Genomic DNA, 26166 nt, shown 5'->3' with positions numbered 1-26166 from the left:
ACCACAGGTTGTCGACCAGGCAAAAAATGCTGGGTATTTAGTCGGTACTTACGACTCGTACAATACGGGGATTGCAAAGGGCGTAAATGACAGTTGGTTAACGGCGCAGTTACCTGATGACATGCGTATTGACTGTGCTATTCAAGGAGCCGATGGTAAAAATGTAAAAGGGTTTCAAGGTAATGGTTTTTATTTAAATCCTGCCTGTAGGCGAGATTATGTAGAACAACGTGTCAAAGACATTTTGCATTATGGCCGTTTTAATAGTTTGTTTCTCGACGTTGATGCTACCGCCATGGCCAGAGAAGATTATTCACATAAACAAGGCATGAGTGAATTACAGATGTTGAGCGCCTTTAATCAACGTATGGATTGGATATCCCAACAAGGCGTAGTATTAGGATCTGAAGATGGTAATGCACTAACCACGCAAGGGGTAGCGTTTGCGCATGGCATGGTGACTTTGGGGTTTGGTTGGCGAGACCCTGATATGAAACGTGATCGACAATCTCCCTATTATTTGGGTGCTTGGTATCCGGATGATCGGCCGGCTGTTTTCTTTAAATCAGCTAAGGTGAAAGAGCCATACAAAACCTTGCTTTTTTCACCTGAATTTAAAGTGCCGTTATACCAAACTGTATTTCATGATGAAGTCATCAATAGCCATCATTGGTTGTTTGACAGCCTTAAGTTTTCTGATGTGAAAATAACTCGTGATTTGTTGTCTATGTTATACAACACACCGGCTATGGTGCACTTAAGTCGGGAAGACTCAAAGACTAAAACTGCGCCACGAATTAAAGCATTAAAACATTATCAAGATGGCTTTTATCCGATCCATTCTTTGTTATGGGATAAAGCTTTAACGGATTTTAGATGGTTAGACGATAAAGGGAGGTTACAACAAACTAGTTTTAGTGATGGCAGTAAAATTATTGCTAATTTTTCAATCAAAGAAGACCTGAAAGTTGAAAATCAACTTATCCCTAAAGCTTCAGTCGTGGCTTTTTTAAGTAATGGTAAACAGGTGAGTTGGCAAGCCAAAAGTCTTTCAAAATAAAAAAGCACCACTTGTTGCCAAGGGTGCTTGTTATGTTTTTTATTGTTGTTTAGCGGGTTTTTAAACCCCTTGGCTGGCTAAGTAACTTTCGTAATCGCCTTTGAAGTCCACAATACCCTCCGGAGTTATCTCAATAATACGCGTGGCTAATGAGCTAACAAATTCACGGTCGTGGCTGACAAATATCAAGGTTCCTTGGTAGTTTTCTAAGGCTAAGTTTAACGACTCGATTGATTCCATATCTAAATGGTTAGTGGGTTCGTCCATCAACAAAATGTTAGGTTTTTGAAGCATCAACTTACCAAATAACATTCTGCCTTGTTCACCACCGGATATTACTTTGGTCGATTTAGTAATGTCGTTTTGGGAAAACAATAAACGGCCTAAGGTACCGCGCATGACTTGTTCGTCGTCACCTTCTTGTGCCCATTGATACATCCAATCCATCAAAGTCATGTCTTTTTCAAAATCATCAGCGTGATCCTGAGCATAGTAGCCGATGTTAGAATTATCTGACCATTTGATGTGACCTGCAGTTAGGTCTGTGTCACCCACTAAACATTTTAATAAAGTGGTTTTACCTGCTCCATTTGGCCCGATAACGGCCACTCGTTCACCTACTTCGATCATAAGATCTAGGTTTTTGAATAACTCTTCATCATAAGTTTTGGCTAAACCTTCTGCTTCAAGGGCCAATCTGTGTAATTTCTTTTCTTGTTCAAAGCGAATGTAGGGATTTTGACGACTAGAAGGTTTGACTTCTTGGATCTCAATTTTATCGATTTGTTTAGCCCGAGATGTGGCTTGTTTAGATTTAGAAGCATTTGCCGAGAAGCGACTAACAAACGCTTTTAATTCTGATATCTGTGCTTTTTTCTTGGCATTATCTGATAATAAACGTTCTCTGGACAACGTAGCTGCTGTCATATATTCATCGTAATTGCCCGGGAATAATCGAATTTCGCCGTAGTCGATATCAGCCATGTGTGTACAAACAGAATTTAAAAAGTGCCTATCGTGCGAGATAATGATCATTGTACAGTTACGTTCGTTTAAAACCGTTTCTAACCAACGTATGGTGTTAATGTCCAAGTTGTTGGTGGGTTCGTCAAGTAACATGATATCTGGATCTGAAAACAGGACTTGAGCCAGTAACACTCGTAATTTCCAACCCGGTGCAATTTCACTCATAGGGCCAAAATGTTGCTCTACAGGAATACCGACTCCAATTAGTAGTTCCCCGGCTCGAGACTCAGCGGTATAACCGTCCATTTCAGCAAATTCTGATTCTAAATCGGCTACGCGAATGCCGTCTTCTTCGGTCATTTCAGGATTAGCGTATATGGCGTCACGTTCTTCCTTGACTTTCCATAGTTCGTTATGACCCATAACCACAGTGTCGATAACACTATATTCTTCGTAGGCGAACTGATCTTGTTTCAGTTTACCAATGCGCTCACCCGGATCAGTTGATACGTTGCCTGAGGTGGCTTCTAGATCTCCACCAATAATTTTCATAAAGGTGGATTTACCACAACCATTGGCGCCAATTAGGCCGTATTTATTGCCATTGCCAAATTTGGCAGACACATTTTCAAATAAAGGCTTAGCGCCAAATTGAATAGTAATATTCGCAGTAGTAAGCAAGGTAGTACCCCAATAAAAATTAGCTGTAAATTGCCCGTTAAGCGTCTTTAACTTGACGTGTTTCGCTGGGCAATAAAAATTGCGCGGGATTATGCCACAAAATGCCTAAAGTCGCTAAGCGCGTTTTGTAAAAGAAGAAAGTTCGGCTTTTAGTTTTCGTAATTCTTTCGCCATCATTCTCTGGCAATTTTTAATACTTAATTGCCCTTGGTTACTGGCGTTTACATTTTGATATTTAATGCGAACAAATAATTTCGTTAAGTTTTGTAAAGGTGTGGATATTTTAGTCGGATAATTTTGTTTGACGTATTGACTAAAGTCTTCTGGTCCTTGCCATGTCATACGTACCTGTTGGTGTTTATTAAATAAAGTTATCGCTTGTTGATAGTATCTTTGGGTTTTATCCGCTCTACCGGCTAACCAGTGGGGAATAAAATATAAAGTTAACAACAAAACAATCACGGCGGTAATGCCTAAACCCAATAAGGACATACTGTTTGGGGTGATTTTTCCGAGAATACTCTTAAACAATTCTCGCTGACTTTGTTGGTTAAACCCTAATATCCAGCGACTCCAATTATAATCTACATCTGCGAGCAGTAATCGAATATTGTTTAACCAAGGGATGTCTGTCAATCGGGCTAAAGCAAATGGCGAATCCGCTAAAAACGAACCTTCATCTGACATGGCTTCACGAAGCCCTAAATTAATTCTATCTGGCGATACCAAAGCCGTGGGGTCGACTCGGAGCCAGCCTGTGTCTTGTTGCCATACTTCTACCCATGCGTGGGCATCATATTGGTATACGCTGACGTAGCTGGTTTGATCGTTATTTTTGACAACTTCCCCTCCTTGGTAACCTGTCACAATACGTGCTGGGATACCGCCAAGGCGTAAACTAAAAGCCAACGCACTGGCGTAATGACTACAAAAACCCGCTTGCTTATCGAATAAGAATTGATCAACAGGATCGGTAAACATCAAAGGTGGGGTCAAGGTATATTGAAACGGATTGCTTGTGAAATGGGCTAAAACCGCTTGAATAAAACTTTTATTAGAAGGGTGTTGTGCTCGCAATTGGTTTATCCAGTCGCGTGTTTGCGGATTACTATTTTGTGGTACCGACAGATTGAGTTGTTGATCTAATTGGCTGAAAGTTTGTGCTTTGATGGCTTGAGGGTATGAACGTACCTTGTATTGATATTGACTAACTAACTTTTGATGACTAATTAATTTAAAGTCATTACTTTGGAATATTTCTGCGTTACTGGCATTTCCATTAGGTGTGGCTAAATCGAGAGCAAACAACCAATTTTGATGAGTAGGTTCGGCTATTACTTGGTAATCAAGATAACTGCCCCTCAATATTGGTGAATACTCTAGATTTGCAGCAAGTTGTTGTGCCCTAACTTTTTTTCTAAGAGCATGGACTTTCCAGGTTTTACCATCAAAATCTTCCATCACTATGGCTCGCCAATATCTGGCCGAGGTTGTGGGGACGGAATGATTAAATGTCGCTCGAAAGGCTAACTTACTAGATTGAGATAAAGAAGCGATATCCCCCGGAGTGATTTGTTCAGATAAACCTGTTTCCATATTTTTTGACTTAGGGGTTTGCCAAAGGGGAGGCAGTTGCGGCAATACCATAAATAATAAAACACCAATTGGGGCGGCTTGAACACTTAACTTAAGTACGCGTATTATTTGTGTTTTGAATTGAATGTTTGGCGCATGATGAGTGGCTAAACTCAATAAAAGTAAAAAACTCATAACACAATAAAATATACTAAATACAATTGTTTGATTAAATATAAAGCCGCAACCAATTAAGAAAAATAAACTTAGAATAAGTTGATACACGTCTCTTTGAGTACGCACCTGCATTAATTTTAATGCGCAAGCTAATACCAATAAGTTCACCATTCCAATTAACAATCCCAGAGACATACCAGAATAAATCAGACCTAATGCACAGAGTAAGGCCAATAAATTTAAGGTACGTATCGAAGGGAAATGTTTATGAAAATTAAAATAAATAGCCCCCCGCATGATAGCTGCGCAGGCCACAATTAATAAAACCCAAGCTAATACAGAGTCAAATAAACTAAAACTTACAAGACTTAGCTCTACTGTGATCAGTATTAAGCTAATTCTTGTAGTCTGCCCCTGTATGTTTTGTTTCATATTCAGTTCTCTCTAAGAAACAAAGGTGGGTGAAATCAAAGCTAAGGCCGTTAAGCAAGCTTCGGTGTGGGCAAGTCCCGAATTGGGAGCGATACTGGTTGCGCCTAAATCTAGGCCAAATACTTGATCTTTACGGGATAGTTCGATGACTTGATAGGTGAGTTTACTGATCGTTAATTCAAATTCTTGTTCAGAGCCTGCTGCACTTGAATGTTGATTAGGCAGGCTTAACCATGCTGTTTGGTTGGTTAAACTCGAAAACTGCTTGCTTACCATACCTCTGCCTTTTGCGACTTGTTTCCAAGCTATGTGGTGCAAAGATTCGCCCACTTGATAGGCTTTTAAATGAGAGAAGTCATCATGGCCGTTTTGTTCTTGTCCAAGCGAGTTCGTTTTTTGTTGTTTGGTATTATTTTTATTTGATAACTCCACACGACAAGGTACGGGTTTTGGAAAAACGGTAATTTGCTGATTAAAGGCTAGGTGGGTCCAGCACTTAAAAAGTCCGAGTGGAAAGTAACTACTTACAGTGATCCTGGGTAAGGTTAATTTTCCTCGTTTTTCACAAGGATAATGTAAAGTGACTGGATTGTGGTAAGCATTGGTATCAATTGTAGTGACAGCAATGGGACTGTTTTTAGTCTCTTTTTTGAATTTAAAAAAGAGTTGGCCGTCAGGGTTTTGTTCAGCACTTTGATCTGCATTTAACCATAAAGGTAAGTGCAAGTTGTCGCCCACAAATACTTGGGATGATTTTCCTTGTTGTAATAGCACGTGGGAAAAGTTGATGTAACTGGCAAATAGATTGACTAAAAATAACGCCAACAAAAAATAACACAGAAGTAACATCAGGTTATTTTGGTAATTGGTGCCGAGTAAAAATAACAACATACATAACGATAAAAATAAGGCACCAAATTTAGAGGGAAATATAAAAATATTTTTATGGTTTAACTTATATTTTAAAGCCGCAGGGATCCGTTGGTTTAACCATTTGTTTGTTAATTTTGAAATTATGCTCATGGAAATTTGTTAAGCAGCAATTGGGTCGATACTTTCTAACAACAACTGGCTTAAACTGCCTTCTAGACTGAAGTCGCTAGATGCACTTCTTAACCTGTGTTCAGCAACAGCTGGCAGAATGGCTTGCACATCTTCAGGAATTAAATAGTCTCGGTTGCTCAAATATGCCCAAGCTCTAGCTGCTGCCAATATTGCTTTTGATGCGCGAGGAGATAAGGGGTTTGCAAATTTTTGACTCTCTCTACTAAAGGTAACTAATCGTAATATGTAATCTAAAACAGGATCCGATGCATGTACTTGTTTGGCTAGTTTTGTGGCTTGTTGGAATTGTTCAATGGTCATTACAGCTTGAATTGAGTCATCTGAATTATTTATTTGGCTTATTAACATTTTCTTCTCAGCTTCTAGATCAGGATAGCCGAGTTGAATACGCATTAAAAAACGATCAAGTTGAGATTCGGGTAAAGGATAGGTGCCAGATTGATGGATAGGATTTTGCGTACCAATAACAAAAAATGGCGAGGGCAATGGCCGAGTTTCTCCGTCTATACTAACTTGGCCTTCTTCCATGGCTTCCAATAAAGCGCTTTGAGTTTTTGGACTAGCTCGATTGATTTCGTCGGCTAACACTAATTGATTAAAAATGGGGCCCGGGTGAAATTGGAAGCTTTGATCTTTATTATCAAAAATACTGATACCCAATATGTCTGCGGGTAACAAGTCGGATGTAAACTGGATGCGAGAGTAATTTAGGCCAAGCACCCTAGCCAAAGTGTGAGATAAAGTGGTTTTGCCCATGCCAGGTAAATCTTCAATTAATAAGTGCCCGTCAGCTAACAAACAGGTGAGAGCAAGTTTTACCTGTTGTTGTTTGCCGATTAATATTTGGCAAGTTTTTTCTATCGCTTGGTTTAACTGAGTTTGCATAATAAAATTTTGTACCTTAATTTTTTAAGGGGTCGTTACCATTAATATATTAGCCTATAAAAACAAAAGGTTAAGTTGTATATGTCATACCCTTCTGGTAAAAAATATACGAGCTTAAACTCAGAGATATTGGCGCTTATTAATTTGAATTACTGATAAGACCAAATTAATCGATGAATTGATTCAATCAATCCGTATAATTACATTTTTATTTTGTTCTTAGATAAGTAGTTTAATGAAAAGCATAGAAATTGATGACGACCTGTACCACTTTATTGCCGCAAACACTCAACATATAGGTGAAAGCGCTTCTGATATTTTACGTAGAATGGTAATGCCTGGTTCGGTTCCTGTTGCTTCCTCTACTTCACCTGAAAGTACTACAGAACCATTAGTTACTGACGTTATTGAAAATCAACAAGCTGACCAAGAATGTGATGCCCTAGCGGTTATTCAGGAGTTAGAAGGCCAGCAGTTATTAACTATTCCTAAAATGGTAGAAAGGTGGTTATTAGTTTTGTCTGTCATGCACAAACATCATACTAGTGCTTTTTCAAAAGTGTTAGGTATGAGTGGTCGCAATCGAACTTACTTTGCAACAAATAAAGATACACTTCTAGAAACTGGTAGCAGTACTAATCCTAAAAACGTGCCTGGTTCAGAATATTGGGTTATCACCAATAATAATACCGTTAAAAAAATCAATATGCTTAAAGAAGTGGCGCAAGTCATTGGCTTTGAAGAGCAAGAGGTAGATCGTTTAGTGAGCTTGTTTGCTCCTGAACATATTTAATTATTTTAATTTACTAAGAGAATGTTATGGCCCTACACCCAGAAGCTGGAAAACCCGCGTCAAAAGAACAATTGGTAAATGTAGCAAGATTAATCAGTGCTTATTATACCAATAAACCGGATAAAGAAAATGCTAGTCAATGTGTGTCATTTGGGACCTCTGGGCATAGAGGTAGTGCCTTTTTAAATACTTTTACCGACACGCATATTGCCGCTATTTGCCAAGCATTAGCTGAGTATCGTCATCAACAAAATATTACAGGTCCACTGTTTATGGGCATGGACACGCATGCCTTGTCTGAAGCTGCTTTTTCGACAGCGGTTGAGGTTTTAGTTGCTAATGGAGTGTCTTTGGTTGTGCAAGAAGATCGTGGTTATACGCCAACGCCTGTGATTTCCCACGCAATTTTAGATCATAATGATAATTCAGACGTTCTTGCTGACGGAGTGGTAATTACACCTTCTCATAATCCCCCTGAAGATGGTGGTTTTAAATATAACCCGCCACATGGTGGTCCGGCCGACAGTGATGTAACAAACCAAATTCAATTACGAGCCAATCAAATTATTGTTAATGACATGGCTGACGTAAAAAGAATTGCATTAGTTGATGCGTATAATTCTGATTTGGTAAAAGAAGTCGACTTTGCTAATAACTATATTGCTCAACTTGATCAAGTGATTGATATGCAAGCTATTGCTAAAGCAGGCTTGGTTTTAGGTACTGACCCATTAGGTGGTGCAGGTTTAGGTTATTGGGATCGAATTGCTACTCATTACGGCATTAATATTGAAGTCGTTAATCGTGATGTTGATCACCAATTTGGATTTATGCGTCGAGATAAAGACGGTAAAATTCGTATGGATTGTTCTTCTCCATACGCGATGGCCGGGTTAATCGACCTAAAAGACAAGTTTGATTTAGCATTTGGTAATGATCCAGATTTTGACCGTCACGGCATAGTGACTAAAAAAGCGGGGTTAATGAATCCAAATCACTATCTTGCTGTTGCAATCAATTATTTATATCAACATAGAACCGATTGGCCACAAGATGTAAAAGTAGGTAAAACCTTAGTCTCTAGCAGCATGATTGATCGTGTTGTAAAAAGTTTAGGCCGTGATTTAGCAGAGATGCCCGTTGGTTTTAAATGGTTTGTGGGTGGTTTACTGAATCAAGAAATTGGGTTTGCCGGTGAAGAAAGTGCTGGCGGTATTTTCTTGCGTCGTAATGGTAAACCTTGGGCGACAGATAAAGACGGTATTATCTTGTGTCTATTAGCTGCTGAAATCATAGCCGTAACAGGTAAAGATCCGGGTGAACATTATGCTGAGTTGACTGAGAAGTTTTCGGCGCCTGTTTATACTCGAATTGATGTGGCGACTAACCATGCGCAAAAACAAGTTTTGAGTAAAATGGATAAAAGTGTCATACAGTCTACTGAACTAGCTGGTGAAGCAATTATTAATATTCAAACCCACGCTCCTGGCAATAATGCAGCAATCGGCGGCGTTAAAGTGAGCACTGAAAATGGTTGGTTTGCAGCACGTCCATCTGGTACTGAAGATGTCTATAAAATCTATGCAGAAAGTTTTAATGGACAAGATCATTTACAACAATTGATTGAAGAAGCACAAGCTTTAGTTGATAGTGTTTTTAAGTCGGCAGGCGTGTAGTCTCAGCGATTGAAAATTAATTTGAGTTATTAACAAGGCGATTTCTTTATAGGAAATCGCCTTTTTTGTTTGTAATTAACGCATTTTTAACAAAATGATTAGGAAAAAGCTGCTACAAATAGTTGAATAGAAAAGGGCACGTATTAATACGGATAAGGTGTAACACCTGATAAAAACCTTTTTTGCGGGTAGGGTAGATAATTAATTTGAGGGATGTATGAGCAGTAAAGCTAAAAAAAGTCGGTCGACTACTTTGAATTCAGATAAAGATCTTATTAAAAATGCCATTGTTCGTCATTTGCATTGCTCTTTAGGCACTGATGAAAACAAAGCCAATAATCATGCTTGGTATAAAGCTACCTGCGCATCAGTTCAAGAACATGTTTTAGAACAATTACGTAAGACCCAGAAATCCCATTATTTAAACGATACCCGAGCTGTTCATTATTTTTCTGCTGAATTTTTAATGGGGCGTTTAATGTCGAATAACCTACATAATTTAGGTTTATTTGAACACACAGAACAGGCTTTATTGGAGTTAGGTGTGCATTTGCCTGACATTATGGAAGAAGAGCCTGATATGGCGCTGGGCAATGGTGGATTAGGACGGCTTGCCGCTTGTTTTATCGATTCCTTAGCAACCTTAGACCTGCCTGCTGTGGGATACGGTTTGCATTACGAACACGGCTTGTTTCGTCAAGATATTCAAAATGGTGCACAAATCGAACGCCCAGATAGTTGGCGAGATTACGGCAACCCCTGGGAGATATGCCGCCCAGAGTCAATTCAAGAAATATCTCTATTTGGATACGTGGAAACTAAACTCTCTGACAAGGGGGAAATACAAAAAGAGTGGCATCCTGGGCTGATAGTCAAAGGTCTACCTTGGGATATTCCTGTTGTGGGTTATGGTGGCAAAACAGTGAATGTTTTGCGCCTATGGCAAAGTCAGGCTTCGGACTATTTCAATTGGGACGTGTTTAATGCTGGTGGTTATGTCGATGCTCAAAAAGAAAACGTGCAAGCCGAAACCATATCCAAAGTACTTTACCCAAATGACGAGACAGAAGCAGGCAAAGAATTACGTTTAATCCAACAGTACTTTTTTAGTGCTTGTTCATTAAAAGACATTATTCGTCGCTATAAACGCGCCAACGGAGACGATTGGAAGTACTTCTCTGAACAGGTGGTGATCCAATTAAACGACACTCATCCGGCCATTGCTATCCCTGAGTTAATGCGAATCTTGGTCGATAGGGCGCAATTAGAGTGGGATGCCGCATGGGAAATCTCCAGCAAAACATTCGCTTATACTAATCATACACTTTTACCAGAAGCCTTAGAGAAGTGGCCAGTGCGTATGATTGAAAAAATCCTGCCAAGGCATATGGAAATTATCTATGAAATAAATCAAAGGTTTATGGATGAAGTAGAGGCGTTTTGGCCTGGTGATAATAATGTAAAACAAAATTTATCCATCATCGAAGAAGGCCATGAAAAAATGGTGCGTATGGGGAATTTGTCTGTCATCGGTGCGTTTGCGGTAAACGGAGTAGCAGAAATTCACTCTGCGCTGGTAAAGAAAAACTTGTTCCCGCAGTTTCATCAAATGTGGCCAGAAAAATTGACCAATGTCACAAACGGTATCACCCCCCGGCGCTGGTTAAAAGCTTGTAATCCTAGATTGTCTCAGCTCATCAGTGAAAAAGTAGGAGATGATTGGCCGTTACGTTTAGACAAATTGGCACAATTAGAGCGTTATGCGCAAGACGCTGATTTTCAGCAACAATTTATGCAGGTTAAACATGCCAATAAAGTCGATTTAGCCAAAGAGGTGTTGTCATTAACGGGGATAAATATAAATCCTGATGCGATATTTGATGTGCAGATTAAGCGCTTACACGAATATAAAAGGCAACACCTTAACCTGCTACATATTTTGGCTTTATATCGTCGAATATTGGAAAAACCTGACTATAAAATGCAACCTAGAGTATTCTTATTTGGTGCAAAAGCGGCTCCAGGTTATACATTAGCCAAAGATATAATTTATGCGATAAACAAAGTTGCTACTCGTATCAACAGTGATAAACGTGTTCAGGACAAACTTAAAGTTGTGTTCCTTCCCAATTATCGTGTGAGTTTGGCCGAAAAAATGATCCCTGCAGCTGACGTATCAGAACAAATATCCACAGCGGGTAAAGAAGCTTCTGGCACTGGAAATATGAAATTAGCCTTGAACGGAGCATTAACGATAGGCACGTTAGATGGTGCAAATATCGAAATCGCTGAAGAAGTAGGGGATGACAATATATTTATATTTGGTCTAACAGTCGATGAAATCCAAACGTTAGACGAGCAAGGTTACCAATCAAATGAGCTCTATAATAACAACGCCGAGATTAAGGCTGTTTTAGACTGGCTTGATACTGATTATTTTACTCCAGGTGAACCCGGCGCATTAAGCTCAATTAAAAATAGTTTATTAGAAGGGGGTGATCCTTATAAGGTATTAGCAGACTTTAACTCTTATTCAGAGGCTCAAATTAAAGTAGACAAAGCTTATGAGAATAAACAGCTGTGGGCAAAAATGGCAATTTTAAATACTGCTCACATGGGGAAATTCACCTCAGACCGCTCAATTCAAGATTATGTGCAAAAATTTTGGAAATTAAAGCCATGTACGGTAGAGTAAATTTGTAACCATTTTAGTATATAGAACTAAAGTTTAAAGGTATTTTTTTAACCCTTGAGCTAAGTTGTCAATGATAAAAGTTTTAGGTTTTGGTTTATGTGATATTTGTTACATTCTTTGTTTTGACTTAAATAGGGAAATTTAGTCAACTTTATTAGTTGTATATAGGACTAAATTATTTAATGCAAAAGTCACATAAATCTTTGACGACAATCCCGAATCGTTATGCGTTTTTGGATGAGATAGAGCAGTTGTTGTTAGATGATAGCCGTCAGAGTTTATTTTTGGTTGATGTAGTCCGTTTTTCTGATGTGAGTAGTAGTTTTGGTTACGAATTTGGCGATAGAATTTTACTAGAAATAGCCAATCGTATTGTTTATCTTTCTGGTAATGAGGCTGTGTTCGGCAGAATTAGTGGCGACATTTTTGGTTTAGTCTTATCAGGAAATTATTCCGCTGAAAAATTAAAACGTTTCTATACCCACCTAGTTGATCACTTTAAAACCCCTATTCAATGTAATGATCATGCATTCATGGTTGATTTTAACGTGGGCGTCGCTAGTAATCCCGATAACAATACCAATATTAATAGTTTTTTCTCGTTAGCTGAAATGGCTTTAAAACAAGCTAAATCAAATAAATTTGATAATTTTCAATATGTTAATGAAGTTAAAAATGATCAAACAGGTCGTTCATTAACCTTAAAAGCAGACTTAACTCGGGCATTAAATCGCCATGAATTAGAAATATATTATCAACCTAAAGTTGAACTCAATACGTTGAAAATAACTGGAGCCGAATGTCTATTGAGGTGGAATCACCCTTTAGATGGCGTGTTGTTCCCTGGCCCATTAATCGAAGCCGCCGAATCATACAATATGATGAATGAAGTCGGGTATTGGGTATTAGATGCTGCATTTAAAGGTGCCGCACAATTGAATAAAGCGGGGTTAAACTTAAAAATGTCGGTGAATATGTCACCCACTCAATTATATGATCTGGATTTCGCCGATACTTTAGTCAGTATGTCTAACCTGTATGGCGTCAAATTGTCTCAATTTGAATTAGAGCTAACCGAAGATGTGGCTTTATCTAATTCATTACTAGTGAAAAAACAATTATCAAAAATTCGTGAATTAGGCATCGCAATAGCGATTGATGACTTCGGTAAAGGGTATTCTAACTTGGGATACATGCGAAATATTGAGATTGATACCATCAAAATTGATAAGTCTTTCATAATGGAAATTGATCAAAACCCCATTAACAAAGCAATAGTTGAAGCCAGTTTATTAATCGCCCAAGCAGCTAATTGTGAGTTAGTCGCCGAAGGCATTGAAAACATTCATCACCTTCACATTTTAAGAGAAATAGGCATTGTTCATGGACAAGGCTTTTTATTTTCTAAGGCAGTTTGCTTAAGTGAGTTTATTGAATTAGCCAATAAAGACATGGCCGTAGGCTCTTCTTTTTCTAGACAACAGTACGTTTCCTAAAGCTTTATAAATCACTTCTTTCCAATTTCCATCCGTTTATTTTCCTACTATTAACCACCTCAAATAACGATTAATCAGTCGCTTTGTGATTAATTTTTACTGGATTAGATATTGATCCTTGAATTGCATTATTCCATCCCCATTTTAGCCAGCAAATACTAATTTATTTTGTTATTTGCCTGACAAGGCTGGAGGAATTCATGAGTGACGAAAAACAGTCTCCTGAAGAGATAGTTGAACCACAAGAAGTAGAATCAGGTGCTGAAGAAGTCGCCGAAGAGTTAACTGAAGATCAACAACGAATTATTGAATTAGAAGCGGCTGTTATAGCTGCTGAAACAAAGTTCACAGATCAAAAAGATTCAGTTATGCGAGCTATTGCAGATGCAGATAATGCACGTAAACGTGCACAAGGCGAAATTGATAAAGCGCGTAAATTTGCTCTAGAAAAATTTGCTGGCGAATTGTTACCTGTTGCCGACAATTTAGAACGAGCATTACAAGTCGCAAACCCTGAAGATGAAGCGATTAAACCTATTCTAGATGGTGTTGATTTAACCCTTAAGTCTTTTGTAAACACAATTGAAAAGTTTGGAATGACTGTGATTGACCCTCAAGGTCAACCATTTAATCCTGAACAACATCAAGCTATGTCAATGCAAGAAAATGCAGAGTTACCACCTAATACCGTATTAGCCGTGATGCAAAAAGGTTATGAGATTAATGGCCGTTTATTACGTCCAGCTATGGTAATGGTAACACGGGCGCCAGATGGCGGAGTTGATACCCAAGCATAGTGACGATTTGCCTAAAAAGGTGAATTAAGAATAAACAGTAAAATAATGACGGTTTTATGAAGTTTTTTTAGTCAAAAGATTGAAAAGCTCAATAATAACCCCACAAAGTGTACAAGCTTTTAAGAAAAATTTTTTGGAGACAAACTAATGGGTAGAATCATTGGAATTGATTTAGGTACTACTAACTCGTGTGTAGCAGTACTAGACGGCGAAAAAGCCAAAGTTATTGAAAATGCTGAAGGGGATCGTACTACTCCTTCAATTATCGCTTATAGCAACGAAGGTGAAATTCTAGTTGGTCAACCGGCTAAACGCCAAGCGGTCACTAACCCACAAAATACGTTATTCGCTATCAAGCGTTTAATTGGACGTCGTTGGGAAGATAAAGAAGTTCAGCGTGATATCGACATCATGCCTTTCAACATTGCTAAAGCCGATAACGGTGATGCTTGGGTAGAAGCGAAAGGCGAAAAAATGGCGCCACCGCAAATTTCTGCTGAAGTGTTGAAAAAGATGAAGAAAACAGCTGAAGACTATTTAGGTGAAGAAGTTGACGCAGCTGTTATCACAGTTCCTGCATATTTTAACGATTCGCAACGTCAAGCGACTAAAGATGCAGGCCGTATTGCTGGTCTTGAAGTAAAACGTATTATTAACGAACCTACTGCTGCTGCTCTTGCATACGGCATGGATAAGAAAAAAGGCGACAGTGTTGTTGCTGTATATGACTTAGGTGGTGGTACGTTTGATATCTCTATCATTGAGATTGATGAAGCTGATGGCGAACATACTTTTGAAGTACTAGCTACTAATGGTGACACTCACCTAGGTGGTGAAGACTTTGATAACAAAGTGATTAACTATTTAGTTGAAGAGTTTAAGAAAGACTCTGGCATGGACTTACGTCAAGACCCACTTGCTATGCAACGTCTTAAAGAAGCTGGTGAAAAAGCTAAGATTGAACTTTCTTCTGCACAACAGACCGAAGTTAACTTACCTTACATCACTGCAGATGCTTCAGGTCCTAAACATTTAACCATCAAATTAACACGTGCTAAGTTAGAGTCATTAGTTGAAGACATGGTTAAGGCAACATTAGAACCGCTTAAACAAGCTCTGGCGGATGCTGACTTATCGGTGAGTGACATCAATGATGTTATCTTGGTAGGTGGTCAAACTCGTATGCCATTAGTTCAGAAGCATGTAACTGAATTCTTTGGTAAAGAACCTCGTAAAGACGTTAACCCTGATGAAGCCGTTGCCGTAGGTGCTGCGATTCAAGGTGGTGTATTGTCTGGTGATGTAAAAGATGTATTGTTACTTGATGTAACACCATTATCACTTGGTATCGAAACAATGGGTGGCGTAATGACTGCGCTAATCGAGAAAAATACCACTGTTCCGACCAAAAAGTCACAGACATTCTCGACTGCTGAAGATAACCAAGCAGCGGTAACCATTCACTGTCTTCAAGGTGAGCGTAAGCAAGCGTCTGGTAATAAATCTCTAGGTCAATTTAACCTTGAAGGTATTCGTCCTGCACAGCGCGGTGCACCTCAAATCGAAGTGACATTTGATATTGATGCTGATGGTATTTTACATGTGTCTGCTAAAGATAAAGATACAGGTAAAGAGCAAAAAATCACTATCCAAGCTTCATCTGGTTTGAGCGACGATGAAATTGAACAAATGGTTCAAGATGCTGAAGCGAATAAAGATGCGGATGCTAAGTTTGAAGAACTTGTTCAAGCGCGTAACCAAGCAGATGGCATGATCCACGGCACACGTAAGCAAGTAGAAGAAGCTGGCGATGCGTTGAGTGAAGAAGATAAAGCGCAAATTGAAACCGCTGTAGTTGCTCTTGAAGAAGCAGTGAAAGAAGGTGACAAAGAAGCAATTGAAGCTAAAACTCAAGAGCTTATCGAAGCGTCTGCTAAGTTAATGGAAGTTGCTCAAGCTAAAGCCGCTGCCGAAGGTGCTGCTGGCGCTGGTCCAGAGCCAACTGACGCAGGTGCTGCTCCACAAGATGATGATGTGGTAGACGCTGAGTTTGAAGAAGTAAAAGAAGACGATAAGAAGTAATCTTATTTAGCTTCTAGGTTGATATTTACATGATCAACCTAACTTGGCGCAGCAGGTTACACTGACTGCGCCTTGTTTGTTTTAAGAATTAATAAAAATAGTAGTCATTCAAATCTATCAAACCGTTGATTTGAGCATCTACATACACCGCAGGATAACGAAGCAAGATGTCAAAGCGAGATTATTATGAAGTGCTGGGAGTGGACAAAAGTGCCACCGAGCGCGAATTAAAAAAGGCTTATAAACGCCTAGCGATGAAGTATCACCCAGATAGAACTCAAGGTGACAAAGCTTTAGAAGAAAAGTTTAAAGAAGTGCAAGAGGCGCACGAAATCTTAACTGATTCGCAAAAACGTGCTGCTTATGATCAATATGGTCATGCTGGTGTTGATCCTAATCGTGGCGGTGGTGGAGGCCATGGTGCAGATTTCGGTGACATATTTGGCGATGTGTTTGGTGACATCTTTGGTGGTGGCAGAGGAGGCGGTGGACGCCAGTCTCGTGCTCGCCAAGGGTCAGACTTACAATACAACTTAGAATTATCACTGGAAGAAGCGGTTAAAGGAAAAACGGTTGAAATCCGCGTTCCTACTTTAGCCAGTTGTGAAACCTGTGATGGCTCTGGTGCAAAGAAAGGTTCTAGTGCTAAAACGTGTAATACTTGTCATGGACAAGGGCAAGTACAAATGCGCCAAGGATTCTTTGCTGTTCAGCAAACCTGCCCAACGTGTTCAGGTAAAGGTAAAATCATCTCAGATCCTTGTAAGCCTTGTCATGGTCAAGGGCGAGTTGAGAAAACCAAAACATTATCAGTGAAAGTACCTCCAGGGGTTGATACAGGTGATCGTATCCGTTCTACCGGTGGTGGTGAAGCTGGAGAAAATGGTGCGCCTTCTGGTGATTTATATGTACAAATCCACGTACGTGATCACAATATCTTTACCCGAGAAGGTAATAATCTATATTGCGAAGTACCATTAAGCTTCACTCGTGCTGCATTAGGTGGTGAAATCGAAGTCCCTACCTTAGAAGGCAAAGTTAAACTTAAAGTTACGGCTGAAACCCAAACTGGTAAAATGTTCCGTCTACGTAATAAAGGTGTGAAATCTGTACGTAGTGGCAGTGTTGGCGACTTGATTTGTAAAGTGGTTATCGAAACCCCAGTAAACTTAAGCAAACGTCAAAAAGAACTGTTAGATGAATTAGAATCATCTATGGGTACTGGCAAAGACGTGGCAAAAAATCGACCTAAAGAAAGTGGTTTTTTTGATGGCGTTAAAAAGTTTTTTGATGACTTAACTAACTAGAACGTGTCATTTAACGAATGTAAAAGCCGCTGTTATTTTTTAACAGCGGCTTTTTTATTTTCGTAGGTTTCATTCGCAGGAAAATCAAAAGCTACAGAGATACAATCAAGGTGTATGACGGCTTTGAGTTGTTGAACTCACGACCCAATTACGAATATTCAAGCTTTAACAAATCAACGTCACTGAAAATCCTCAAGTCAGCCTCCGAGTACATGTTCGGCTATGCTAAAGGTGCTCAAACCATCACAAACGGGAGGCTGTTATGTCATTTTACTCGGGCATTGACTTACATTCAAACAATCACGTCGTGGTTGTCATCGATGAAGAGGATAACAAGGTTATGGATAAGCGTATCGACAACAATTTGAACGCCACACTTGCGCTGCTTGCGCCTTACAAAGAACAGATAAAATCGGTGGCTATTGAATCTACTTTTAACTGGTATTGGTTAGTGGATGGCCTAATAGAACATGGTTACCAAGTAGAGTTGGTTAACACAGCTGCGGTTAACAATACGATGGCTTAAAATACAGTGGTGACCATCAGGATGCCTTTCATCTAGCGCATTTAATGCGATTAGGAATATTACCTACTGGCCATATTTATCCATCTGAATATCGACAAGTGCGAGACTTATTGCGTCGTAGACGGCAATTAGTAAAGCATGCATCTAGCCATATAATTAGCATTCAAAATCAAATCTGGCGCTCGTTGGGATATCGCGTCAACTGTGTCGATATTCGTAAAAAGACCTTTACGTTACCTTTTGAGCTTGACAGGTTTTTATATCATTCCGCTAATAGCAATCTAACTATGCTTAAAGCGTTAGATAAACAGATTGCCATTATTGAAAAATAAACGCTGGAAGCAGTTGAGCTTAAAGATGAATTCAAACTGCTCACAACGGTGACCGGTATTGGCCCTATTTTAGGCTTAACTATTATGTTGGAAACAGGAGACATTAATCGGTTTTCTGTCGCAGGTAATTACGCCTCTTATTGTCGTTGTGTTAACAGTATCCGTGAAAGTAACGGCAAAAAGAAAGGTACAGGTAACCGTAAAGCAGGTAATAAATATTTGTCATGGGCTTTTTCAGAAGCTGCTCATTATCTAGTTCGGTTTGATGCCAAAGCCAAACGTTTTTGCGAGCGAAAAAACAAAAGCGCAATGGCATTGTCGCGATTAGGGCGGTAGCCCATAAAATCGCCAGAGTGGTATTTCATATGTTAACGAATAAACAGGCCTTCAATATCGAACGTGCCTTTAGCTAGTTTCCCAGTATCATTCAGCCAGTATTTGGGGTTGGATAATAAACCAGTGTTTTCTTGAATGGAGGGTGATACCGGACTTAATTTATTCGCCCGCATGTTAAGCCACTTCGGGTCTGGAAGGCAAATGCCTAACCACATTCTCTGTGCGTTAAGCGCATTGGATAACATGAGGAACTGACGTATTTGTGGCGCACAATGTGCGTGGGAAATTGGCCTTAACAGGCCAAGAACTAGAGCCAGATGGCTGACTGTTGCGGATAATTTATCCAGCACGACCAATAGAAAAATATATTAGCGAATAAAAGCCGGAACACGCTACAGAGTACACAAACGCTAATGTTTGTTAAAAAGCGATCCGGGCTTTATTGCACCATTGACAACGGCTGACTTATGGGTTACCCCTTTGATTTTCCAGCCCATCCATAGCCAGGTAGTCATTGTCATCATCCCTCACTAATAAGCCCTCGCGCTCAAGTAAACCAGCCACACGCTGGCTAATGCGGTGAGTAAGACTATTCAGTTCACTTTTTGTCGGGGCTTTTATCGGGTGAAAACGCGTTTTGCCATAGTTATCTTCGGCATATACGCCATCGAGGTAGAGCGTATGAAAATGGATATTTAAATTCAGGGCTGAGCCAAATCGTTGGATCAGTGTGACCGCACCCGTTTGTGCCGTCTGTTTGTTGTAGCCTGCTTTTTTAGTGATATGTGTGGCAAACAACACACGCTGTAATGCATACAAAGAATTATTTTCTACAGAAATAAGTTTACACGTTATTGATAAAATCCAACAAACCGCAACTTTTCAATGCCATTAGGTGACAGTAAATTTCAACAACAAATAGAGCAAGCATTGAAACGAGGAAGATCAACAAAGCTAAATGAGTGGTATTGTTATTTGTCACCGCCCCCTTTGATTAGTTGAGTTATCAAAATATGGCTAATTTCGGGATGTACCTTATTACTTATTTCCTTTAATTAATATAAGGAATAATCAACTAAAAGTAACTATTACTCCTTTAATTATCGTATTTATCACAACAGTTTAGGTAGCCCAAGATGGCAAGTTACGAAATATACTCGGGAAACGCATCTAGTAATGGCTTAAGTTGTTGTTCGATTTCAGTCCAACGATTTTTAGACGGATATATTGCTTGCCTTACTTGTTCAATTGAGGCTGTTTTCACCGTACGTTTTTGCTGATGAAAATCCAAACATTGCTGCTCAAAAGGTAGCTGACAATATGCAAATAATTTACGCACTTCATCTTCAGGGGCTGCGGTAAGTGCCTCATAATCAAGCTGGTAAAAACTTCCTTCAGCGAGTGAACTCTGCCAATAATCCATTATTTTTTGGTATTTCTTATAATAAGGAATTAATGTCTCTAAACTATTGCCATAATCATGAAAACTTGAGAAGCCTTGTTCAAAAATCGAAATACAGGTATTTATTGGATTTCGTCGGCAATGAATTATCTTTGCATTAGGAAAAACCTTAATAATATCACCGATGTGTAGAAAGTTGTTCGGCATTTTATCGACTAGGTGATTCGCTGTTCTGGAGTAATTTCTTACTAAGCGTAAGTAGTCTTCACCGACTTTATTTAAATCGAGGTTTGATAGGTCATCTAAATAACGTAATTGACTATCTAAGGAAGTAGGTGTATTTCCATTATTTAAAGCTACCTTTAATCCAGATGATTCACCAATAGGAAAACACTGACTATGGGTACCGATAATTGTTTCTGTTAGCGTTGTGCCTGAACGAGGCATGCCGACAATAAAAATAGGTGTTTTATTGGGAGAACACGTTGATTTCAGCTCTACTTGTTGATGAGCCTTTATCACCTGTTCCAAGAGGTTCAGTTCATTATCGATATCGAATTTTTCATTTAAGCTTAGTGAGTAATGATTTCTTTTACTAATATAGTCAAACCACTTTTTCTGATCTTTTGTCTTATAATAAGAAGCAATAGAAGTTAAATACTGTTTTTTATATTTAGGGGCGATTTTCGCTTCTGGGTAGTTACTAATGTATTGCTCTAACCATTGCTCATTTACGCCACCAAACTGAATAATCTGCAAGGCAGATTCTGGCAAGGCCGTGTCTCTATAACTTAATGCTAAATTTTTGGCGCTAACCATATCACCTAGTTCTTTATATGATTGAATGAGTTCTGATGTCTCAACTTCTTTATGTGTCACTAATTCGTTTGCCAGTAAAAGTCCTTGTTCTACTTCGCCTTTCTCAATAAATAAATCCAATTGTGCCTTCATTCGCATAAAGCTATCTTTTGGGATAATATTTAAAAAGTCTTGTGCTTCTTCAATGCGACCGTCTAGCAGTAATGATTTAACAAGTTGACGGAGTAGTTTTTCTGTTCGTAAATTTTTAAAATAGGCATCTTTATAAGCTAAAATTGCCTTATTATTATTGCCAGAACCAAGAAATATATCACCAAGAAGCATTAAGCTATTGGGATCATTAGGGGAAATTTCGAGCGCTCTACGACAGTATGTTAATGCACTATCATAGTTGCATTGCATTAACATTATACCTGCGAAGTTTTGTAATGCAGGATAGTAATTAGGCTCAGCTATTATCGCTTTTTTTAAATCGCAAAGCGCTTCGTCAATACGATGCAAGTGTACTAAAGCCTGAGCTCTAAGGTGCAATGCAGGCACTAAGTAACTTTGCTTCTTTATTAGTTTTTCTGCCTCTGATTTTACTTTTAAATACTTCTTTTCAGCTATGTATTTTTGTAATTTCAGTATTTTTTTTTCTGTCATTAGGCACCATTGAGGAATATTTTTTATATGAGCGTAATCATATTGTAAAAGTGAAGATTAGCCCAGAAATAATAATATTGTTGTGAGGTGGGTCATGTTCACTCAAGGCTGTACAATTTCAACTTGTGAATACAGTAGTGTCATGAGTAAAACCTATGTGAGATATGATGTGTAACTACATCCTAATAAATATAACTAGTGTAATGGGCTATCGGAGTGGTGCTTATCCATTCGTCCTCGTTACAATAGTTTTATTCATCTAAACCTTCCAAACTAACAATATGTTTGTTAATTTTCGGTAAAAAGTCAGATAGTACTTCCCTCCAAAATTGGCTGTCGACATTTTCCCAAAGGGTATCAATTTCAGTTTCTTTAAAGTCGTTTGGACGTTTATGTAATCCCCAAAACCTATGTTTTGTAGCTGCAGGAATAACAATGCTCTTATTATTTGGATAATAAGCTGTTGGTAACCATAATTAAAGAGACAGTCATTGTAAATGCTAGTTTAATTTTTGTGGCGAAGCCATGCCCGTGTGTGCGAAGCACATGCTTTGCCTCAATAAAAAAAGTCTTATACCAAGGCCTTTTAAAATTTGGTGCGGATGGGGAGACTCGAACTCCCAAGGCCTAAGCCACAGCCCCCTCAAGGCTGAGTGTCTACCAATTCCGCCACATCCGCAAATTTAGATTAATTAGGTACGTCGTTTTCTTCTGGTTCTGCTGCTGGTACGTCAGACTCTGGAGCTGGTGTGGCAGCGGGTACATCAGTCTCAACGGCTTCAACTACTTGAGCTTCAAGGTTTTGCCATTCGTCACCACCTTTTTCTTTGTCTGCAGTCTGATTACCTAAAATAAGACTAATAACGAAAAACAATGTATATAGGGGGCAGAACAAAGTTAAATTATTCGTATCGTTTAATCTGTTAAGTTATTTGGTCCGCTTTGGGAGTGAAGCTGATATCTCGCCTAAGTGCAATGAGTCGCCGTTGTACAACCGTAGCCAGACATTGATACTTTTTAAAAGAATGGGGACTGGTTGCTTATTTTTATCATCTCCTGCGTGGTGTTAACGCTTTGTTTTATCCTTTATCTTTCTGATTAACCTTAATGCAGAAGCATCATTAGGCTGCTTACTTAACGCTTTTTTAGCAAGATTCATTGCCTCATCAATTTTATTTAACTCATATTTAGCATTCCCTACATAAAGTAAAAGTTGATCATCGTAGCTAGCAATTAAAGCTTCACCTAAACTTTCTAGTTGTTGAAAAGAATTAGAGAGGAACAAACCGTAAAGTAAATGATAGACCGGATCTAAGTCATCCTTATTCCTACTCTCTTTTAGTACTTTGCCAAAATAACTGACTATTGCACTGTTGCCTTTAGTATAAAAAAGATTGGCTACTTTTTGTTCTTCAGTTAACCTAGGAATTGATGGTAACGGTTGGTTTTCTGTTGCTTGCTGTATAGCCATTACTATCAGTCAGATAGGTACAAGTTCTTTATTCGCCATGAGTCCATATCCTGCATCTCTATCGCCGTAAACAGCCATATAAGCTTTAAATCCATCATCACTTCCGTCGTGGTAGTATGTTGTCCTTTCATCATTAGTCTTTTTAAACCAACCTAATGCCATTCCCCAATCTTGGCGTTCTCCGTAAGGTACTGACCACATTTTTTTGATTGTTTCAGCTTTGAGAATACCTGTTTCAACTAATCGTTTTTCATTGGAGAACGCTTTTAGCCACATTGCCAATTCATCACCGTTAGTGTGATATGTGCTACTAGGGGCATGACTACGGTTGTAAGGGTAATAATCTAGAGCAAACGTTTTGAAAATTCCACTATGCGCTTTTACTCGGAGGTTTTCAGGTACATCACTACGTAAAAATGTGCTGCGTTTCATACCTAAGAGAGTGAAAATATGTCTTTTGACATAACTTTCAAAAGACATACCAGATACTTTAGCGATGACATCCCCTAATATTTCATAACCAATATTGCTATAACTCCATTGTTCCTCTGGGTCAGAGAGTAACTTTACATTCGCTTGTTGGTTCACAAAACGTTCTAATGCTTTCTCGTCAGTTTGAGGCGTCTTCCATTGATAATCATTTACATCTGGCATAACAGATGTATGTGTTAATAGGTTTTTAATTGTTACTTTATTAAGCCTAGTGTCATCGAGTTTAAAGTAGGGTAAGTACTGGGTAACCGGAGCATCAAGTTTAATTTTTCCTCGCTCAACTAGTTGCATAATGGCTACAGCAACAACAGGTTTAGATACAGACGCCATATGAAATAAATGCTGTGGTGTAGTTGCCACATTAGTTTCAACATCAATTACACCATAAGACCGGTTAAATACAACCTTACCGTCTTGCACTATTACGGCCGTCATACCTGCCAAATTATGTACTTTATGCGTCTGAAGCAGCCATTCATCTTGAGTTTTGGCATCGAAATTTGAAGCTACGCAGCTAAGACTAAGTCCAAACGAGAAAACAAAATAAAGAATATTACTTTTACATTTAGAAGTATTAAACATGACTATCCTTGTTTTATTACATTGACTTAAGACTCATTGAATAAAGGTAAGTTCTACTAATATGAAAATTTGAATACTTTTTGTAGTTAATGTCCACCCTTTAGACAAGGCTATATTCACACTGTCGTAATAACAAAATTATCCATATGAAACTGCGGAGCAGGTTCGCTGAAACGTATCATTTGTGACAAAGGTTACCGTTCGAATCAATAAGTTGTTTGGTCCGCTTTGGGTTGTGAGTTCAATCGGTCAGCGCAACGCTATACTTAGAAAAAGCGGATGCGTTGCTATGAAGAGAAGAAAAAAGATTTACTACAATGCACAACAAAGAGCTTTAATATGGGATCGATATTAGCAAGGTGGTTCCTTACATGACATTGGAAAAATGTTTGATAGATTTCATACAGGAATACAGAGGATTATTTCGCGGGAAGGCGGAATAAGGCCTCCACCCAAAACAAGAGCCGCATCGTCTTTAACTCACTCTGAAAGAGAAGAAATATCTCGTGGTCTATCATCACAATTGTCAATTCGTCAAATAGCGAAAAAACTTAATCGAGCACCTTCCACGGTATCTAGAGAGGTGAATCGAAATGGTGGGCGTGTGTCACTAAGTTATTGAATTATCGCATTAAATTTAACTTGGTCGATACTTCTTATCCAGTACTCAGGTTATTTATTCTTTCAGCAGGAAAGTTTATATTTACTTCGTTAATTACGCGAAATTAGCTAGGCAAGGTTAAATAATTAAATCCGGGTTATCATTCGTAATTTGGTAATACAGGCTCACTACTTCTCTTATTTTCTGTTGTTCGTAAGGTTTGCTTAAATGGCCGTTCATGCCAATTTTTGTATAATTATTGATGTCTTCTTCAGTGACATTTGCGGTTAAAGCGTAAATTGGAAGTTCCTCATTAGTATGTTGCTGGCGTAAAATTTTAGTGGCTTCTATGCCATCTAAAACTGGCATTTGAATATCCATCAATACCAATTTGTATTGGTTATGGTTTAAAGCCTCAATTGCTTCTTCGCCATTTGTGGCTAAATCAACGGATAGTCCCAAGTTACTTAATATCTCAGTGACAATTATTTGGTTTATTTCATTGTCTTCAACAAGCAGTACTTTTTGTTGTTTGACAGGCGTCGTTTCTTTTTCTGTAACGGTTGTTGGCTTAACAGCTGTTTTTGTTATTAATTTGGGGGGAATATAGTCCGTTGCATTTCTGTGTTTTGATTTGTCTAACACTTCTTCGAAATGGGCTAAGGTTAGAGGTTTTGATAAATAGTCTCCTGAGAACTGTATGCCAGAACTATTTTGGATATATTCTTTACTGTATGCGCTGCAGATAACTAATAACCCGGTTTTAAAGCCGTGGCTGTTAACCTTATTTATGAAATCAATTCCACTTTCCGTTTTTAGGTTCCAATCAACAAGTGTTAAGTTATATGAGTTAACACTTACCAAATTTATAGCTTCTGATACGGTACTGGCAATGTCTATTTCTGTTTCAAAATACAAAGCCATATTTTGTATGACTTCTTGGCTTAAAGGGTAGTCTTCTAGTAACAATACCTTTAAACCTTTATAACTGGTTTTATTAGGTTTGTTTGTGTGAGATATAGCAGAAGGAAGTCGTACCGTAAAAGTAGAACCTTGCTTAATACGACTTTTGATGTCGATGCGACCTTGCATTAAATCAATTAACAATTTAGTTATTGCTAATCCTAAACCAGTTCCCCCATATTTTCTTGTTGTGGCTTCGTCTGCTTGGGTGAAACGTTGAAATAACTTCGATTGTTGAGCTGCAGTTAAACCAATGCCCGTATCTTCGATTTGATACGTTAAGAAGTCTTGGCCATCCTCATTTTGTAAC

General features: G+C 38.7%; 22 protein-coding genes, 1 tRNA gene and 1 pseudogene. 12 read left to right on the top strand and 12 right to left on the bottom strand.

The window, feature by feature from the left end; translation table 11 throughout:
* On the top strand, positions 1-1060 hold a 1060-nt coding region (locus ACSHXM_RS13820; protein WP_435689377.1), incomplete at its 5' end, for a glycoside hydrolase.
* 60 nt (positions 1061-1120) lie between these two features.
* Here ACSHXM_RS13820 and ACSHXM_RS13815 read toward each other — a convergent pair.
* The 4 genes from ACSHXM_RS13815 to ACSHXM_RS13800 all read right to left on the bottom strand — a co-directional run bounded on the left by ACSHXM_RS13815 (position 1121) and on the right by ACSHXM_RS13800 (position 6841).
* Entirely contained in the window at positions 1121-2707 is a 1587-nt protein-coding gene (locus ACSHXM_RS13815; protein WP_435689375.1) for an ABC-F family ATPase, read from the bottom strand.
* Positions 2708-2821: 114 nt separating this feature from the next.
* Positions 2822-4891 carry a transglutaminaseTgpA domain-containing protein gene (locus ACSHXM_RS13810; RefSeq protein ID WP_435689373.1) on the bottom strand — a complete coding sequence of 690 codons (2070 nt, stop codon included), beginning with the start codon at positions 4889-4891 and terminating at the stop codon, positions 2822-2824.
* 12 nt (positions 4892-4903) lie between these two features.
* The gene (locus ACSHXM_RS13805; RefSeq protein WP_435689371.1) at positions 4904-5914 is read right to left on the bottom strand and encodes a DUF58 domain-containing protein; all 1011 of its coding nucleotides are present in this window, start codon (positions 5912-5914) and stop codon (positions 4904-4906) included.
* A gap of 9 nt (positions 5915-5923) precedes the next feature.
* Complete coding sequence (locus ACSHXM_RS13800; RefSeq protein ID WP_435689369.1) at positions 5924-6841, bottom strand: AAA family ATPase; 918 nt, start codon at positions 6839-6841, stop codon at positions 5924-5926.
* Between the two features lie 235 nt (positions 6842-7076).
* Here ACSHXM_RS13800 and ACSHXM_RS13795 point away from each other — a divergent pair, with 235 nt between their 5' ends.
* From ACSHXM_RS13795 to ACSHXM_RS13750, 10 genes are all read left to right on the top strand, one after another.
* Positions 7077-7634: a Negative modulator of initiation of replication gene (locus ACSHXM_RS13795; RefSeq protein ID WP_435689367.1), complete on the top strand. Its 558-nt coding sequence runs from the start codon at positions 7077-7079 to the stop codon at positions 7632-7634.
* A gap of 26 nt (positions 7635-7660) precedes the next feature.
* Positions 7661-9310, top strand: coding sequence for a phosphoglucomutase (alpha-D-glucose-1,6-bisphosphate-dependent) (pgm, locus tag ACSHXM_RS13790; RefSeq protein WP_435689365.1), 1650 nt, complete (start codon positions 7661-7663; stop codon positions 9308-9310).
* Positions 9311-9527: 217 nt separating this feature from the next.
* Positions 9528-12005: a glycogen/starch/alpha-glucan phosphorylase gene (locus tag ACSHXM_RS13785; RefSeq protein WP_435689363.1), complete on the top strand. Its 2478-nt coding sequence runs from the start codon at positions 9528-9530 to the stop codon at positions 12003-12005.
* A 182-nt stretch (positions 12006-12187) separates the two neighbouring features.
* A complete protein-coding gene (locus ACSHXM_RS13780) occupies positions 12188-13501 on the top strand; it encodes a putative bifunctional diguanylate cyclase/phosphodiesterase (RefSeq protein ID WP_435689361.1) in 1314 nt (437 codons plus the stop codon).
* Between the two features lie 200 nt (positions 13502-13701).
* Positions 13702-14298 carry a nucleotide exchange factor GrpE gene (gene grpE / locus ACSHXM_RS13775; protein ID WP_435689359.1) on the top strand — a complete coding sequence of 199 codons (597 nt, stop codon included), beginning with the start codon at positions 13702-13704 and terminating at the stop codon, positions 14296-14298.
* A 147-nt stretch (positions 14299-14445) separates the two neighbouring features.
* Positions 14446-16380, top strand: a complete 1935-nt coding sequence (gene dnaK, locus ACSHXM_RS13770; protein WP_435689357.1) for a molecular chaperone DnaK — start codon at positions 14446-14448, stop codon at positions 16378-16380.
* A gap of 167 nt (positions 16381-16547) precedes the next feature.
* Complete coding sequence (dnaJ, locus tag ACSHXM_RS13765; RefSeq protein ID WP_435689355.1) at positions 16548-17687, top strand: molecular chaperone DnaJ; 1140 nt, start codon at positions 16548-16550, stop codon at positions 17685-17687.
* A 262-nt stretch (positions 17688-17949) separates the two neighbouring features.
* A complete protein-coding gene (locus tag ACSHXM_RS13760; protein WP_435689353.1) occupies positions 17950-18213 on the top strand; it encodes an IS110 family transposase in 264 nt (87 codons plus the stop codon).
* 44 nt (positions 18214-18257) lie between these two features.
* Positions 18258-18545 carry a hypothetical protein gene (locus ACSHXM_RS13755; protein ID WP_435689351.1) on the top strand — a complete coding sequence of 96 codons (288 nt, stop codon included), beginning with the start codon at positions 18258-18260 and terminating at the stop codon, positions 18543-18545.
* Between the two features lie 84 nt (positions 18546-18629).
* Positions 18630-18881 (top strand): transposase, encoded by a 252-nt coding sequence (locus tag ACSHXM_RS13750; protein ID WP_435689349.1) that lies wholly within the window; start codon positions 18630-18632, stop codon positions 18879-18881.
* Between the two features lie 32 nt (positions 18882-18913).
* On the opposite strand, the gene ACSHXM_RS13745 is transcribed toward ACSHXM_RS13750, so the two are convergent.
* From ACSHXM_RS13745 to ACSHXM_RS13715, 7 genes are all read right to left on the bottom strand, one after another.
* The gene (locus ACSHXM_RS13745) at positions 18914-19054 is read right to left on the bottom strand and encodes a hypothetical protein (protein ID WP_435689347.1); all 141 of its coding nucleotides are present in this window, start codon (positions 19052-19054) and stop codon (positions 18914-18916) included.
* A gap of 292 nt (positions 19055-19346) precedes the next feature.
* A complete protein-coding gene (locus tag ACSHXM_RS13740; RefSeq protein WP_435689345.1) occupies positions 19347-19700 on the bottom strand; it encodes a transposase in 354 nt (117 codons plus the stop codon).
* A gap of 325 nt (positions 19701-20025) precedes the next feature.
* A complete protein-coding gene (locus ACSHXM_RS13735; RefSeq protein WP_435689343.1) occupies positions 20026-21747 on the bottom strand; it encodes a tetratricopeptide repeat-containing sulfotransferase family protein in 1722 nt (573 codons plus the stop codon).
* 594 nt (positions 21748-22341) lie between these two features.
* Positions 22342-22426: transfer RNA gene (locus ACSHXM_RS13730), tRNA-Leu, on the bottom strand.
* A 9-nt stretch (positions 22427-22435) separates the two neighbouring features.
* Positions 22436-22621: a hypothetical protein gene (locus ACSHXM_RS13725; protein WP_435689341.1), complete on the bottom strand. Its 186-nt coding sequence runs from the start codon at positions 22619-22621 to the stop codon at positions 22436-22438.
* Positions 22622-22813: 192 nt separating this feature from the next.
* Positions 22814-23218: a hypothetical protein gene (locus ACSHXM_RS13720; RefSeq protein ID WP_435689339.1), complete on the bottom strand. Its 405-nt coding sequence runs from the start codon at positions 23216-23218 to the stop codon at positions 22814-22816.
* A gap of 9 nt (positions 23219-23227) precedes the next feature.
* Positions 23228-24292, bottom strand: coding sequence for a serine hydrolase domain-containing protein (locus ACSHXM_RS13715; protein WP_435689337.1), 1065 nt, complete (start codon positions 24290-24292; stop codon positions 23228-23230).
* Between the two features lie 289 nt (positions 24293-24581).
* On the opposite strand from ACSHXM_RS13715, the pseudogene ACSHXM_RS13710 reads away from it, so the two are divergent.
* A pseudogene (locus ACSHXM_RS13710) lies at positions 24582-24893 on the top strand (helix-turn-helix domain-containing protein); the annotation flags it as partial.
* Between the two features lie 138 nt (positions 24894-25031).
* On the opposite strand, the gene ACSHXM_RS13705 reads toward ACSHXM_RS13710, so the two are convergent.
* Positions 25032-26166: response regulator (locus ACSHXM_RS13705; protein WP_435689335.1), on the bottom strand; the 1135-nt coding region annotated here is incomplete at its 5' end.

It is taken from the genome of Paraglaciecola sp., from assembly GCF_051252315.1.
Classification (GTDB): domain Bacteria; phylum Pseudomonadota; class Gammaproteobacteria; order Enterobacterales; family Alteromonadaceae; genus Paraglaciecola.
This window is presented reverse-complemented; position numbering and strand designations above follow the sequence as displayed.

Excerpts from the sequence above, each read along its gene's own strand:
- dnaK (WP_435689357.1), top strand. The coding sequence starts at position 14,446 with ATGGGTAGAATCATTGGAATTGATTTAGGTACTACTAACTCGTGTGTA.
- ACSHXM_RS13805 (WP_435689371.1), bottom strand. The coding sequence starts at position 5,914 with ATGAGCATAATTTCAAAATTAACAAACAAATGGTTAAACCAACGGATC.
- ACSHXM_RS13800 (WP_435689369.1), bottom strand. The coding sequence starts at position 6,841 with ATGCAAACTCAGTTAAACCAAGCGATAGAAAAAACTTGCCAAATATTA.
- ACSHXM_RS13785 (WP_435689363.1), top strand. The coding sequence starts at position 9,528 with ATGAGCAGTAAAGCTAAAAAAAGTCGGTCGACTACTTTGAATTCAGAT.
- grpE (WP_435689359.1), top strand. The coding sequence starts at position 13,702 with ATGAGTGACGAAAAACAGTCTCCTGAAGAGATAGTTGAACCACAAGAA.
- ACSHXM_RS13750 (WP_435689349.1), top strand. The coding sequence starts at position 18,630 with ATGTTGGAAACAGGAGACATTAATCGGTTTTCTGTCGCAGGTAATTAC.
- ACSHXM_RS13760 (WP_435689353.1), top strand. The coding sequence starts at position 17,950 with ATGTCATTTTACTCGGGCATTGACTTACATTCAAACAATCACGTCGTG.
- ACSHXM_RS13745 (WP_435689347.1), bottom strand. The coding sequence starts at position 19,054 with ATGCGGGCGAATAAATTAAGTCCGGTATCACCCTCCATTCAAGAAAAC.
- ACSHXM_RS13720 (WP_435689339.1), bottom strand. The coding sequence starts at position 23,218 with ATGGCTATACAGCAAGCAACAGAAAACCAACCGTTACCATCAATTCCT.
- ACSHXM_RS13755 (WP_435689351.1), top strand. The coding sequence starts at position 18,258 with ATGCGATTAGGAATATTACCTACTGGCCATATTTATCCATCTGAATAT.
- ACSHXM_RS13715 (WP_435689337.1), bottom strand. The coding sequence starts at position 24,292 with ATGTTTAATACTTCTAAATGTAAAAGTAATATTCTTTATTTTGTTTTC.
- ACSHXM_RS13780 (WP_435689361.1), top strand. The coding sequence starts at position 12,188 with ATGCAAAAGTCACATAAATCTTTGACGACAATCCCGAATCGTTATGCG.
- ACSHXM_RS13795 (WP_435689367.1), top strand. The coding sequence starts at position 7,077 with ATGAAAAGCATAGAAATTGATGACGACCTGTACCACTTTATTGCCGCA.
- dnaJ (WP_435689355.1), top strand. The coding sequence starts at position 16,548 with ATGTCAAAGCGAGATTATTATGAAGTGCTGGGAGTGGACAAAAGTGCC.
- pgm (WP_435689365.1), top strand. The coding sequence starts at position 7,661 with ATGGCCCTACACCCAGAAGCTGGAAAACCCGCGTCAAAAGAACAATTG.
- ACSHXM_RS13810 (WP_435689373.1), bottom strand. The coding sequence starts at position 4,891 with ATGAAACAAAACATACAGGGGCAGACTACAAGAATTAGCTTAATACTG.
- ACSHXM_RS13735 (WP_435689343.1), bottom strand. The coding sequence starts at position 21,747 with ATGACAGAAAAAAAAATACTGAAATTACAAAAATACATAGCTGAAAAG.